Below are 12,983 nucleotides of genomic sequence, written 5' to 3'. Positions count from 1 at the left end.
CGGAGCCCCGTCGTCGATGTCCGGAGCCCACGCCCCCATGGCCGGGGCGCCGTCCTCCATGGACACTCACCCCGACATCGTCGACATGCGCGCCCGTCACGAGAACGCCGAGCGCGCGGCAAGCACACCCAAGGTGCAGGCCATCGACGCACTGGCCTTCCTCACCGGTCTCTACCTGGCCGCCTCTCCCTGGATCGCGGGCTTCAACCAGTTCACGCGGCTGTCGATCGTCAACCTGATCGTCGGCATCGCGTACGCGCTCCTGATGAGCGGCGGCTTCGGCCGGGCCTACGAGCGCACCCACGGCATGGCGTGGGCCGCGTGCGCGCTGGGCGTCTGGACGATCGTCGCGCCATGGGTCATCGCGGGTGACGCCACCACCACGAGGACCGTGGTGAGCAACGTCATCACCGGTGCCGTGGCCACCCTCCTCGCCCTGGCCGCCGGCGCGGCCGCCCGGGCGGGCGAGAAGTCCGATGCGTCACACGGAAGGAACAGCGGGAAAGGCAGGAGGGGCATGAGCCGCGCCGGTCACGACTGACCGGCCGGCCATGACCGACCGGCCGGTCCTCCACCGCCGGCCGGTCGCCCCCTCCACGATCGCGCCCCGCGGCACACCTGCCGCGGGGCGCGGTCGTGCTCTCGCGGACAGCAGCCTCACGTGAGCAGCCGCAGTACCGCCTCCTCGATGGCCCCTTGGGTCGCCGGGCGGCCGAACGTGGCGCCGTCGCCGAGGCGGTCCAGGGCGTCGGCGATCGTGCGGCCCTCTTCGAAGAGCTCGACGACGCGCGGGTTGATGTACGAGGCACGGCAGACGGCAGGGGTGTTGCCGAGGTACTCGCTGACCTCGCGGACCGCCCGCGTGACGGCGCGTTTGCGCGCCGTCCGTGACTCGTCGGCGACCTGCACCGACACCGCGAGGGGCGACCGCCGCAAGGACGGTGGCGTGCCAGACGCGGAAGTCCTTCGCGGTGATGTCGGTGCCCGCGCGGTCCCGCAGGTAGTCGTTGAGTTCGGCGGCGTGCAGCTCGTGCCAGGCGCCGCCCTGCCAGTAGGCGAACAGCCGCGGGCCCGCCGTGTCGCGGCGCAGCAGGGCGCGCAGGACCTTGCAGGCGGGCGGGTCGACGAGCGCGCGCGTCTGCGTCTTGGAGTACTTCGCCGGATACGTGACGCAGACCTCGCCGCTCCGGCAGGAGACGTGCTCCTTCAGCAGGGTCGTCAGGCCGTAGGTGCCGTTGTCCCGGCGGTAGGACTCGTTGCCGATGCGGAAGAAGCCGAGGTCGAGGAGGCGGGCGGCGCAGGCGAGGACGCGTTCACGGCTGAGGCCGCGGCCCGCGAGGTCCGCCGTCACGTGCGCGCGCACGTCGGGGAGTGCGGCGGCGACCTCCAGGACGTGTTCGTGTTTCGCCGCCTCCTGCCGCTCACGGAACCGCGGGTGGTACAGGTACTGGCGTCTGCCGGCGGCGTCGGTGCCCACGGCCTGGAGGTGTCCGTTGGGCCACGGGCAGATCCAGACGTCCCGCCAGGCCGGCGGGATGACGAGCCGCCGCAGGCGCTCCTTCTCCGCGGGGTCGGTGACGGGGCGGCCCGAGGCATCCGTATAGCGGAACCCGCGTCCCGAGCGGACGCGGGTGATCCCGGGCCCGTCGATGTGGCTCGTTCTCAGTCGCCGCTTCTCACCCATGTCCCAGGAGTGCCCCCAAAGCGTGGCGGCAGGCTTCGGAGCAGCCCGTTCGGCGGAGCGTGCCGCGGGCACGCCGGGCCGCCACGGGCGACGATCGGGGAGCGGGACGCCAGGAGTGACGAGGGTGACGACTGGGAACCCGAAGCGGGCACGACACGATCAGGCACGAGGCTGTCCCGGCGGGCCGGGACACCGGAACGGACGGCTATGAGCAGCGGTTTCATCGGGCCCGAGGGATTCGGGCAGGACCCCTTCGGGGAGCTCTTCGCGCGGTTCCTCGGCAGCGGGCGACGGCAGATCGACATCGGCAGGCTGATGAGCGGTCCCGCGCGGGAGCTGGTGGCCGCGGCGGCCGCGTACGCGGCGGAGCACGGCAAGAGCAATCTCGACACGGAGCATCTGCTGCGGGCGGCGCTGACCATCGAGCCGACCCGCGGTCTTGTCGCGCGTTCCGGGGCCGATCCCGAGCAGATCGCCGAGGAGATCGACCGGCACTCCGCGGAGACCGAGGGTGCCGTGCCCACCCAGGCGGTGGCGCTCACCCCGGCCGTCAAGCGGGCGCTGCTCGACGCGCACGAGGTGGCCCGGGCGGTCGGCGCCGGGTACATCGGGCCCGAGCACATCGTCATGGCGCTGGCCGCCAACCCGGACTCGGCGGCGGGCCACATCCTCAACGCGGCGCGCTTCGACCCCGGCCCCGCCCCGCAGCCGCAGCAGGGCCGTCCTGGCCCCGCCGAGCAGCGGCAGAGCGGTGGCGCCGCCACGGCCACCGGCACGCCCACGCTCGACCGGTTCGGACGGGATCTGACCGCGCGGGCCGCGGAGGGCGGCGTGGACCCGGTGATCGGCCGTGAGGAGGAGATCGAGCAGACCATCGAGGTGCTCTCCCGGCGCGGCAAGAACAACCCGGTGCTCATCGGTGACGCGGGCGTCGGCAAGACCGCCGTCGTGGAGGGCCTGGCCCAGCGGATCGCCGACGGCGACGTGCCGGACACCCTCGCGGAGCGGCGCGTCATCGCGCTGGACCTGGCGGGAGTGGTGGCGGGCACCCGGTACCGCGGTGACTTCGAGGAGCGGCTGAACGGCATCATCGAGGAGGTCCGCGCCCACTCGGACGAGCTGATCGTCTTCATCGACGAGCTGCACACCGTGGTGGGGGCCGGCGGCGGCGGTTCCGAGGGCGGGTCGATGGACGCGGGCAACATGCTCAAGCCCGCGCTTGCCAGGGGCGAACTGCACGTCATCGGGGCGACCACTCTGGAGGAGTACCGGCGGTACATCGAGAAGGACGCGGCGCTCGCCCGCCGCTTCCAGCCGATCCTGGTGGCGGAGCCGACGGCGGCGGACGCGGTGGAGATCCTGCGCGGCCTGCGCGACCGCTACGAGGCCCACCATCAGGTGCGCTACTCCGACGAGGCGCTGCTCGCCGCCGTGGAGCTGTCCGACCGCTATCTGACCGAGCGTTTCCTGCCGGACAAGGCGATCGACCTGATGGACCAGGCGGGGGCCCGGGTGCGGCTGCGGGCCAGCACGAAGGGCACGGACGTACGGGCGCTGGAACGCGAGGCGGAGCAGCTGGCCAGGGACAAGGACCAGGCGGTGGCGGCGGAGCAGTACGAGCGGGCCACCGAGCTGCGGGACCGCATCAACGATCTGGTAAGGAAGATCGGGGCGGGCCGGGACCGCGAGCCGGGTGACGGGCAGATCGTCGAGGTGACGTCCGAGGACATCGCCGAGGTGGTGTCCCGGCAGACGGGCATCCCGGTCAGCACGCTCACGCAGGAGGAGCGGGACCGGCTGCTGGGCCTCGAGGAGCACCTGCACGAGCGGGTCGTCGGACAGGAGGAGGCGGTCAGCGCCGTGGCGGAGGCGGTCCTGCGCTCACGCTCCGGCCTGTCGAGCCCCGACCGGCCCATCGGGAGTTTCCTCTTCCTCGGCCCCACGGGCGTCGGCAAGACGGAGTTGGCGCGGGCGCTGGCCGAGGCGCTGTTCGGCAGTGAGGAGCGGATGGTCCGCCTCGACATGAGCGAGTTCCAGGAGCGGCACACCGTCAGCAGGCTCGTCGGGGCGCCGCCCGGTTACGTGGGCCACGAGGAGGCGGGACAGCTCACCGAGGCCGTACGCCGTCATCCGTACTCGCTGCTGCTGCTCGACGAGGTGGAGAAGGCCCACCCCGACGTCTTCAACACCCTGCTCCAGGTACTGGACGACGGTCGGCTGACGGACGCTCAGGGCCGGACGGTGAACTTCACCAACACCGTCATCGTGATGACGAGCAATCTCGGCTCCGAGGCGCTCACGGGGCGCGGCGCGACCCTCGGCTTCCGGGCCGACGGGTCGGAGGCCGACGAGGAGGCGCGGCGCGAGCAGGTGCTGCGGCCGTTGCGCGAGCACTTCAGGCCCGAGTTCCTCAACCGCGTCGACGAGATCGTCATCTTCCGGCGGCTGTCGGGCGAGCAGCTGCGGCAGGTCACGGATCTGCTGCTCGAGGAGACCCGGCGCAGGCTGCACGCGCAGGACGTCGCCATCGAGTTCACCACCGAGGCGGTGGACTGGCTCGCGCGGCGGGGTCACCAGCCGGAGTACGGTGCGCGTCCGCTGCGCCGCACGATCCAGCGCGAGGTGGACAACCGGCTCTCCAGGCTGCTCCTTGACGGCAAGCTCACCGCGGGCGGCCGGGTCCTGGTGGAGGTCGCGGACGACGCACTGACCATGCGGGTCACGGCGGGTACGGGGGCGGAGTGACGGCCCTGCCGCCCGCCCATGCCCATGCCTTGCCGCCCGCCCTTTTCCGCGTCACAGCAGCAGCACGATCGCGTAGACGAGGAAGAACGCGGCGATCAGCAGCCCCAGGCCGATGATCAGGGCCAGCGGCCCCTTCCCCCAGCCCTTGGGAGGGTTGTGCGTCTCCTCGGGCCCCGCACCCGACATGCTGCTCTCGGCGGGCGGGGTCTCCCCCGGCGGCACGCTGCCGCCGGGTTCCAGTCCTGGGGCGTTCCGCGGGTCGGGGTCCGGCTCCGGCTCTCGGGGGTCGGAACCCGGGTCCGGTTTGTGGGAAGGACTCATGTGATCCAAGTTCCCATGACTTTCCCGGGTCCACCTTGTCGGTGACGATCGCGTGGGGCCGTTCGGGGAGGTTCCGTCACATGCTCTGCTTCAGAAGTTTCCGCACCGCGCGCACCACGTCGTCCGGCGGTGCCGCGGTCGTGCCCGGGCGGCCGGTGTCCGCGCCCGGATCGTCCTGGTCCCCGAGGAGCACGCCGGGCACGCCGTAGGGGCTCCGCCGTTCCGCGGGCACGTCCTGGGGGCCGACGGAGACGACCGGGGTGCCGGTCGCGGCGGCGAGGTGGGCCGGGCCGGTGTCGCCCGCGATCACGACGTCGGCCGCGCGCAGGACGCCGGCCAGGGTCCGCAGGTCCGTGCGGCCGCCGAGGTCGACGGCCGTGTCGCCGCTGACCCGCCGGGTCAGGGCGGACTCCTCCGGCCCGCCGGTCACGACGACGCGGTGGCCCGCGTCGGCGAGCAGGGCGACCGTCTCGGCCGCGCGTCCGGCGTCCCAGGCGCGGGCGGGTGCCGCGGTGCCGGGGTGCAGGACGACGTACGGGCCGTTGCCGGTGAGGCCCGTCGTGTCGGGCGCCGGGAGCACGCGGAGCCGGCCGTCGTCGCCGGCCCGGGGTGAGAAGCCGAGGGCCGCGGCCGTGTCGAGCGCCGCTTCGGCGTCGTGCCGGCCGGGCAGCCGCCGGTGGTGTACGTCGATGAGGCTGCCCGCGTGGTCGGCGCTGTCGGCCCCGATACGCGGGACCTGGGCCATGCGCAGCAACAGCGCGATGGGCAGCGGGCTCTGCTCGAAGGACGTGACGACGAGGGCGACGTCGTACGCCGCGTCCCTCATGCGCGTCAGGAGGCCCTCGACGTCCGCCTCGTCCACCGAGGGCGGCCGGTCCCCCTCCCAGGGCGCCTCCCAGACGAGGATGTCGTCGACGTGGGGCAGCAGTCCGGCGGCGGGCGCGCCGCGCGGCCCGCAGAGCATCGCCACGTGGTCGGCCCTGGTCGCGACGGCGCGGACGGCGGGCCCTGCCAGGAGGACACCGCTCATGCCGTCCAGGCAGACGACGAGCGCCTTCGCCACGTTCCCCCGCGGGTCGTCACCAGGAGCACGCATGGCGTGCGCCTCCCTCGGCACTCGGCACGCCTTGTCCGCCGTTCTGGAAGTGCGAGATGGTGCGCTTGAGACCGTCGTCCAGGGAGACCTTGGGCGTCCAGCCGAAGAGTTCGTGGGCGAAGCCGGTGGCGGGCGCGGGGAGCTCCGGTGGTTCGGGGGTGTCGGCGAGCGGCCCGGTGAACTCCAGGTGTGCGTCGGAGCCGGTCAGGTCCAGCACCCGACGGGCGATCTCCGCCAGGGTCGGCCCGGGGTCGCCGCCGATGTCGACGGGCCGCACGGAGCGGCTCGCGGCGACCAGGAGCACACCGTCGACCGTGTCGTCGACGTAGCACAGCGAGGGCGTACCGCCGCCGTCCCCGGGCACGGTCACCGGTCCCCCGCTCAGCGCTTGCCGGATCAGGGAGGGAATCAGCCGGCCTTCGGCCAGGTCCATGCGCGGGCCGTACGCGGGGAAGACGCGCACGATGCCCGCGTCCGCCTCCCTGGCGCTGACGTACGCGGTGGTCAGCGCCTCCGAGAAGCGCTGGGTCTCGTCGGCGGAACCGGACGGGTCGCCATGGACGGGGCAGGTGGACGCCAGGAGGAACCGTGCCCCGTCGCGCTCGGCGACGGCCAGGGCGTTGCGGGCGCCGAGGCTGCCGGCGTCCAGCGTCTCCAGGGGGCGCGCGGCCGCCGCCGACGCGGGACACGCGAAGTGCACCACCAGGTCATACGGGCCGGGGAGGGCGTCGGCGCAGCCCGGCCGCGCGAGGTCGAGCCGGACGGTCCGGAAACCGGGCCGATCCGCGAGGTGCTCCACGTTCCCGGGCGATCCGCTCGGCACGTCGTCCACGCAGTCGACCGCCACGCCCGCGTCGAGCAGCCGTTCGCACACGTGCGAGCCGAGGAAGCCGGCTCCCGCGGTGACCATGGCCCTCTCCCACGGAGGCGGTGGCTGCGGCGCCATGGAGAACATCGTCGGCGTCATGGGCTGAACCTTCCTTCCGCTTCCGGGGCGGGCAGCGCCTCGGGTGCCCACCGGGGCGGCTTTCGGGGCGGGCAGCGACTCAGGTACCCACCCGGGCGGCTTTCGGACACGGACGTCCGTCACTCCCCCGCGGCCGCGAGCGGGCCCCTCAGGGCCAGGACGGTTCCCTGCGCGGTACGACGACCAGTTCGCCCACCACGCTGCCCGCCGGGACCGACAGGGCGTACAGGACCGTGTCGGCGACGATGTCCGGGCTCTGCAGCATGGTCACGTCGGCGTCCGGGAAGCGCTCCATGATGAACGGGGTCTCCATGCCGCCCGCGATGATCCCGGTGACGCCGATCCCCACGCAGTCGCGCTGGGCCTCCTTGAACAGCGTGTGGGTGAACGCGCGCAGACCCGACTTGCCCGCCGCGTAGGGCCCCGCCTCGGTCCAGGTCCGGTTCGCGGCGGTGGACAGGATGTTCACGATGTGGCCGCCGCCGTGGGCGATCATGCGCCGGTACGTCTCCAGGCACAGGTACATCGGCCCGAGCAGGTTGGTCTCGACGACCCGTGTGACCTCGTCGGCCGTCAGGTGCTCGATCGGCTTGGAGACGTCCACGGCGGCGTTGTTCACCAGGATGTCGAGGGGCCGGCCCGCCTCGTCCAGGTCACGGAAGGCGGCGGCGACTCCCGGGGCGTCCCGCACGTCCATCTCCAGGAACCGGGCGTCGAGGCCATCGGCGGTGAGCTCGTCGCACAGCTCGACGGCCATTTCCTTGCGGACGTCGGCGACCAGGACCGTCGCGCCCGCCGCCGCCAGCCTCCTGGCGATCGAGGCGCCGAGGCCCCTGGCCGAACCGGTCACGAGAGCCTGCTTGCCGTGGAGGTCGACCTGCGGTGCGCCGCCCATGCCTGTGCCTTCCGTCGTTCGCGTTGACGGCGGTGCGCTCAGCGACCGCCCCGCTTCTCACTGTGACGGCCGCAGGAGAGTCCGGCACCTCGGGGCGGATGCCGGGCGGGCGGCGCGCGGCTGTGGCGCCTGTCACGCGCGGAGGGCCCGGAGGCGGGGTCGCTGGGGCGCCGGAAGACCGTGTGAGCAAGCACACCAGAAGCGCCAAATCCCTTGCGGGGCTACGGGGTTGGGGCCGTTCGGCATCGGGTTCGGCAGAGCCGTCCCAGAGCGCGGCGAACCGGTCTGCCACCATGGTCATCGCCGTACTTCCGGAGCGTCCACGCGCCACCTCGCGCACCCCGCCGACGCCCCTCCCGCAGCGCGGCGCCCCCCGACAGATCCGGTGGAGTGACCGCGCAGTGCTGCCGGTGTTCCGAGCTCCCGCCGAGACCTCCGCCTGAGTCCGTCCCGCCGGTCTCACCCCGAGTCTTCGAGTGCCTCTGTGTCTTCCTCCCCCTCCTCTCCTGCCCCGTCGGTATCCGCCTATGCCTCCGCGTCCGCGTCCCGGTCGCCGTGGCGGTCCCTGCGGTACCGGAGCATGCGCTGGTGGTCCGTCGCCAACTTCGTGTCGAACGCCGGCACCTGGATGCAGCTCACCGTGCAGAACCTGCTGGTCCTGCAGATCACCGGCTCCGCCGCCGCCACCGGTCTCTCCATGTCCGTGCAGGCCGCGCCCGCGCTGCTGATGAGCCTGGTGGGCGGTGCCGCCGTCGACCGCTGGCCGCGCAAGCTCACCGCCTCCGTCAGCCAGGCGCTGCTCGGCGCCGTCGCCTTCACGACGGCCGTCCTCGTGGCGACCGGCGGGCTCGATCTGACGATCCTCATGGTCCTCGCGGGCGTCACCGGCATCATCGCCACGGTCGACGGACCCGCGTGTGCGCTCCTCGGCAACGACCTCGTGCCGCCGGAGGACGTGCCCTCCGCCATCGGCGTGGGCTCGCTCGTCCACAGCGCGGGCCGGCTCGCCGGTGCCGCGCTCGGCGGTGTCACGGTCGGTTTCCTCGGTACGGCCGCCGCGTACGCCGCCAACGGAGTGTCGTTCCTCTTCGTCGCCTCCGTGATCCCCTTCCTCCGTCCCGCGTACGGGGCGGTGCGCCAGGCCGGGGCCGACAGGGCCGTCGCTCCCGTGCCGACAGGACCGGCGCCGACCGGGCCCGCGCCGGTGGGCGAGCACATGACCGTCCGGCAGGGCCTCGCGTACTTCATGCGGCGGCCCCGGCTCGTGGCCCTGGCGGGTGTGACCGGTGTCAGCGCGGTCTTCGGGCGCAACTACAACCTCACGCTGGCGGTGCTCGTCACCGGGCCGCTCGCCGGCGGCGCCGGGTCGTTCGGCACGGTCTCGACCGTCCTCGCCGTCGGCGGCATCATCGGCGCGGTCCTCGGCGCCCGGCTGCGGAAACCGTCCGTGCGGCTCGTGGGCACGCTGGCCGCCGCGGGCGCGCTGCTCCAGGTCGTGGCGGGCTTCTCCCCATCCTTCGCCGTGCTGCTGGTCCTCGTCCTGCCGATGGCCGTCGTCGAGTCGGTCTCCGACACAGCGGGGACGACGGTCCTTCAGACCGATCCGCCCGCCCATCTGCGGGGCCGGGTGCTCGGCGTGTGGGGCAGCATCAGCACCGCCTGGGGCCTGGGTGGGCCGCCCGCGCTCGGCCTCCTCATGGAACTGGCCGGCGCACGCGGTGCCCTGGTCTCCGGCGGCCTGATCATCGCCGGTTCCATCGGGGCGGGTTTCCTGCTGCGCAGGCGCAGGAGCGCCGAGCCCGTACTCCTGCGCAAGAACGCGCGCGACGTCACACCTCAGCCCGCTCTGCAGACGGCGGCCTGACCCGCCCGGCGACGGGTTCCCCTACGGGGAAGCTGTAGCGGCTTCTCGTCTGCCCCGCTCGGTTGATCGCCGGGTGCGGCGGCTCTGTGGTTGCTCGCGCAGTTCCCCGCGCCCCTAGGAGGGCGCTCCGCGCCCGTCAGGGGCACCCGGCACAGGAGCCCTCACCACAACCCCTGCCGCCGACTGATCCGGCTCCGGCAAGGACGCCACCGCGGCGAGCACCTCCTCCGGTGTGATTCGGAGCAGGCGTTCGTCCGGCTGCGCGCCGTGGGCGTCGCCCGGGCGGGGGGCGTCGTCGGCGTCCGGGTGCCACAGCGCCCGGTGACGGGGGGTCGTGGGTGGACCCCACAGGCGAGGGGCCACGGGGCCGAAGAGGACGACCGAAGGGGTGCCGAGGGCCGTTCCCAGGTGGGCCAGGCCCGTGTCGCCCACGATGACGCAGCGGGCGTGGGCCACCAGCGCCGTCAGCCGGTCGAACGGCACATCCGCGGCGCCGCCCAGCACCGCGTCCGCCGGCAGCCCCGCGTGCGTCGCCACGTACCGCGCCGTCGGCTCCTCCCCCGCCCCGGCCGTCACCACGACCTGGTGTCCGCGGGCGGCAAGCTCGCGGGCCACGGCGGCGAAGCGCTCCGGGGGCCAGCGGCGGGCGCCGGCATCGGCGCCCGGGTGGACGACGACCGCGCCGGGGGCCGGCGACGGCGTCTCGGGCAACGGGATGCGTACGTCCGCGGGGTCCGCGTCGATGCCGTACCAGGACAGCAACCGGCACCACCGGTCCCGCTCGTGCTCGTCGTCCCGCCATGCGGGCCCCTCGATGCCGGGCGTGTCCGGATGCGCGTACGCCATGAGCCGTCGGGGCCGCAGGCGTTGGAGCAGCAGGTGGCTCGGGGGGCCGTTGCCATGCAGGTCGACGGCGACGTCGGGGGCCGGGCCCGCCCATGGCAGGGCGGAGGGCACCGCCCGGCCCGGGGCCGACACGGGCAGCAGCCGGTCCACCAGACCGGTGGCCAGGGCGGGGCCGGTCAGCCGCTCGGGCGCGGCCAGCACGAGCTCGTGGGTCGGCAGCCGCCGGCGCAGAGCGCGCAGCGCCGGTACGACGGTCAGCAGGTCCCCGAGGCCCAGCGCGCGCAGCACCAGCACACGAGGGCGGTCCGATGTCGAAGCGTCGGGCCTCTGCGGTCGCTTGGTCTCCGCGGTCACGTTCAGGGGCACCTCTCGGCTGAGGGCTCGGCCGGCCGGGTCGGGGTCGCTGCCGCGGCGGCCCGGCGGGCCAGCAGGGTGGTGGAGCGGCCGTCGAGGTACGGCAGGACGACGGGCTGCCCGCCCCACGCGCGCAGGGTCTCGGCCTCGGGCAGGTCCTGGACGGAGTAGTCGCCGCCCTTGACCCACACGTCGGGCCGGAGCTTGCCGAGCAATGCCTGCGGGGTGTCCTCCTCGAAGACGGCCACGGCGTCGACACTGCCGAGCGCCTCGAGGACGCGGACACGGTCCGCCTCCTTGTTGAGAGGGCGCCCAGAGCCTTTGCGGCGGGTGATCGACGCGTCGGAGTTGAGGCAGACGATCAGGCAGTCGCCGATGCGCCGGGCGCTTTCCAACAGGCCGACGTGCCCCGCGTGCAGGAGGTCGAAGCAGCCGCCGGTCGCCACCACGGTGCCGCCGCGCGCCCGCACCTGTTCCGCGAGGGCGAACGCGTCGGTGCGGGGCTCGTCGTCGGCACGGTCGGGTGGCGTCGTCCGCCACAGGGACGGGTTCGTGGCGCCGCCCGCGGAGACGAAGGCGGCGGCCTCCGCGACGGCCCGCTGCAGGGCCTCCTCCGGGAGTGCCCCGTCGGCGAGGGCGGCGGCCGTGGCGGCGGCGAAGCAGTCACCGGCGCCGCACGGGTCGCCGCTCGCGCGGTAGGGCGCCGGGATGAGCATCGGCGTACCGGAGCCGGGTCGGGTGAGGAGCACGCCGCGCTCGCCGAGGGTGACGGCGACCCCGGCGACCTGCCATCGGACCGCCAGCTCCACGCCCCGCCCCGCGTACGCGCGCAGCGTCTCGTCGCCGCGAGGGCACAGGGCACGGGTCTCCGCCGCGTTCGGGGTGACGAGCCGCGCGCCCGGTACGGGCGTGTCGCCCTTGGGGTGGGGGTCCCACACCAGCGGGGTGCGCGGGGTGACGGCCGCCAGGTGTTCGCGTACGGCGCTCGCGGTGTGCCGGCCGTAGTCCGCGACCAGGACCGCGTGGGCCCCGGCCAGCGCGTCGCGCACCGCGGCGTCGGGCTCTCCCGGCGTGCCGCCGCCCCGGTCGAAGCGCACCAGCGGGCGGCCGGACGCGAGGACGCGTGTCTTCACCGGCAGGGTGCCGTTCAGCGGCAGCTCCACCAGCCTCACCCGGCCGCTGAGTTCGCGCCGCACCGCTTCGCTCGCGGGGTCGTCGCCGAGTGCGGTCACCAGGGTCACGGCACGGCCGCCGCGTGCCGCGAGCGCGGCGGCGAGACCCGCGCCGCCGGGGTGGCGCCGGTCGACGGTGACGTCGACGACGGGCGCGGGGGCGTCCGGGGAGAGCCGGGTGGCGACTCCTTCGATGTCCTCGTCGAGCAGGACGTCCCCGACGACGACGAGCGGCTTCGGCGCGGTCACGAGAGGTTCCCGTTGACGGGGACCGCGTTGCGGGGCGCGATGCGTCCCGCGCCGGCCACGACGGTTTCGGAGAGTGCCGCGTCGAAGGCTTCGCACAGCAGGTGGACGGCGACGAGGTGCGCTTCCTGCACGGTCGCCGTGGTGTCGCCCTCGATGTACAGGACCTCGTCGGCGGCCTCGCCCACCGGGTTCGGGCCGGGGCCGGTGAGCGCCCAGACGCGCAGTCCCGCGGCGCGGCCCGCGACCGCCGCCGTGATCAGGTTGGCGCTGCGGCCTGACGTGGACAGCAGGACGAGGATGTCGCCGGGCCGGCCGTGGGCGGAGACCTGGCGGGCGTACACGTGGTCGAAGCCGTAGTCGTTGCCGATGGCGGTCATGCTGGACGTCTCGGCGTGCAGGGAGATGGCGGAGTACGCGGGCCGTTCGTGCCGGTAGCGGCCCACGAGTTCGGCGGTCAGGTGCTGGGCCTGGGCGGCGCTTCCGCCGTTGCCCGCGGCGAGGAGCCGGCTCCCGGCGGGCAGTGCGGCGGCGAGCCTGCCGCCCCAGTCCGCGAGCCGGCCGAGGCCGTCCCGGCGCAGCCGGCCGAGCGCTTGCTCCAGTGACCGGCAGTGCAGCTGCGCGGCGTCGAGTGCAGGGGATTCGCTCATGCTGGTCGGGCGTGCGGCGTCGCTGAGGACGCCGGGGGCCCGCACCTCCTTCGGGTGTCGGTGCAGCGCGGTCGGCCGGCGGAGACCGGCGGCGGTCGGGAGCGCCCGCGGTGACCGGCACCGGCCACCGGGCTGTCCGGTGC

Annotated in this window: 10 protein-coding genes and 1 pseudogene; 3 read left to right on the top strand and 8 right to left on the bottom strand. The window is 74.2% G+C overall.

Annotation, left to right across the window (positions count from 1 at the left end):
• Window positions 1-58 precede the first annotated feature (58 nt).
• Window positions 59-541, top strand: coding sequence for an SPW repeat protein (locus ACZ56E_RS02160; RefSeq protein ID WP_471211484.1), 483 nt, complete (start codon window positions 59-61; stop codon window positions 539-541).
• A 116-nt stretch (window positions 542-657) separates the two neighbouring features.
• On the opposite strand, the pseudogene ACZ56E_RS02155 reads toward ACZ56E_RS02160, so the two are convergent.
• Window positions 658-1,684: pseudogene (locus ACZ56E_RS02155) on the bottom strand (DNA topoisomerase IB).
• Between the two features lie 207 nt (window positions 1,685-1,891).
• Here ACZ56E_RS02155 and ACZ56E_RS02150 point away from each other — a divergent pair.
• Window positions 1,892-4,429 (top strand): ATP-dependent Clp protease ATP-binding subunit, encoded by a 2,538-nt coding sequence (locus ACZ56E_RS02150; RefSeq protein WP_471209934.1) that lies wholly within the window; start codon window positions 1,892-1,894, stop codon window positions 4,427-4,429.
• Between the two features lie 51 nt (window positions 4,430-4,480).
• Here the strand turns inward: ACZ56E_RS02150 and ACZ56E_RS02145 are convergent, their stop codons facing one another.
• The 4 genes from ACZ56E_RS02145 to ACZ56E_RS02130 all read right to left on the bottom strand — a co-directional run bounded on the left by ACZ56E_RS02145 (window position 4,481) and on the right by ACZ56E_RS02130 (window position 7,708).
• Window positions 4,481-4,750, bottom strand: a complete 270-nt coding sequence (locus tag ACZ56E_RS02145; RefSeq protein ID WP_471209931.1) for a DUF6480 family protein — start codon at window positions 4,748-4,750, stop codon at window positions 4,481-4,483.
• Between the two features lie 76 nt (window positions 4,751-4,826).
• Window positions 4,827-5,846, bottom strand: coding sequence for a glycosyltransferase family 9 protein (locus tag ACZ56E_RS02140; protein WP_471209928.1), 1,020 nt, complete (start codon window positions 5,844-5,846; stop codon window positions 4,827-4,829).
• Window positions 5,830-6,813, bottom strand: coding sequence for an NAD-dependent epimerase/dehydratase family protein (locus ACZ56E_RS02135; protein WP_471209925.1), 984 nt, complete (start codon window positions 6,811-6,813; stop codon window positions 5,830-5,832). Before ACZ56E_RS02135 ends, ACZ56E_RS02140 begins: the two co-directional genes overlap by 17 nt.
• 148 nt (window positions 6,814-6,961) lie before the next feature.
• Window positions 6,962-7,708 carry an SDR family oxidoreductase gene (locus ACZ56E_RS02130; protein WP_471209922.1) on the bottom strand — a complete coding sequence of 249 codons (747 nt, stop codon included), beginning with the start codon at window positions 7,706-7,708 and terminating at the stop codon, window positions 6,962-6,964.
• 580 nt (window positions 7,709-8,288) lie between these two features.
• Between ACZ56E_RS02130 and ACZ56E_RS02125 the strand changes: the two genes are divergently transcribed.
• The gene (locus ACZ56E_RS02125) at window positions 8,289-9,572 is read left to right on the top strand and encodes an MFS transporter (RefSeq protein WP_471209919.1); all 1,284 of its coding nucleotides are present in this window, start codon (window positions 8,289-8,291) and stop codon (window positions 9,570-9,572) included.
• Between the two features lie 114 nt (window positions 9,573-9,686).
• On the opposite strand, the gene ACZ56E_RS02120 is transcribed toward ACZ56E_RS02125, so the two are convergent.
• Genes ACZ56E_RS02120 through ACZ56E_RS02110 form a run of 3 tightly spaced genes read right to left on the bottom strand, consistent with a single transcriptional unit; the run spans window position 9,687 to window position 12,840 of the window.
• Window positions 9,687-10,778, bottom strand: a complete 1,092-nt coding sequence (locus ACZ56E_RS02120) for a glycosyltransferase family 9 protein (RefSeq protein WP_471211482.1) — start codon at window positions 10,776-10,778, stop codon at window positions 9,687-9,689.
• The gene (gene rfaE2, locus ACZ56E_RS02115) at window positions 10,775-12,193 is read right to left on the bottom strand and encodes a D-glycero-beta-D-manno-heptose 1-phosphate adenylyltransferase (protein ID WP_471209916.1); all 1,419 of its coding nucleotides are present in this window, start codon (window positions 12,191-12,193) and stop codon (window positions 10,775-10,777) included. The genes ACZ56E_RS02120 and rfaE2 overlap by 4 nt, the downstream gene beginning before the upstream one ends.
• Entirely contained in the window at window positions 12,190-12,840 is a 651-nt protein-coding gene (locus tag ACZ56E_RS02110; protein ID WP_471209913.1) for a D-sedoheptulose-7-phosphate isomerase, read from the bottom strand. Before ACZ56E_RS02110 ends, rfaE2 begins: the two co-directional genes overlap by 4 nt.
• Window positions 12,841-12,983 lie beyond the last annotated feature (143 nt).

Source organism: Streptomyces sp. NPDC039480, assembly GCF_055597165.1.
This window is presented reverse-complemented; position numbering and strand designations above follow the sequence as displayed.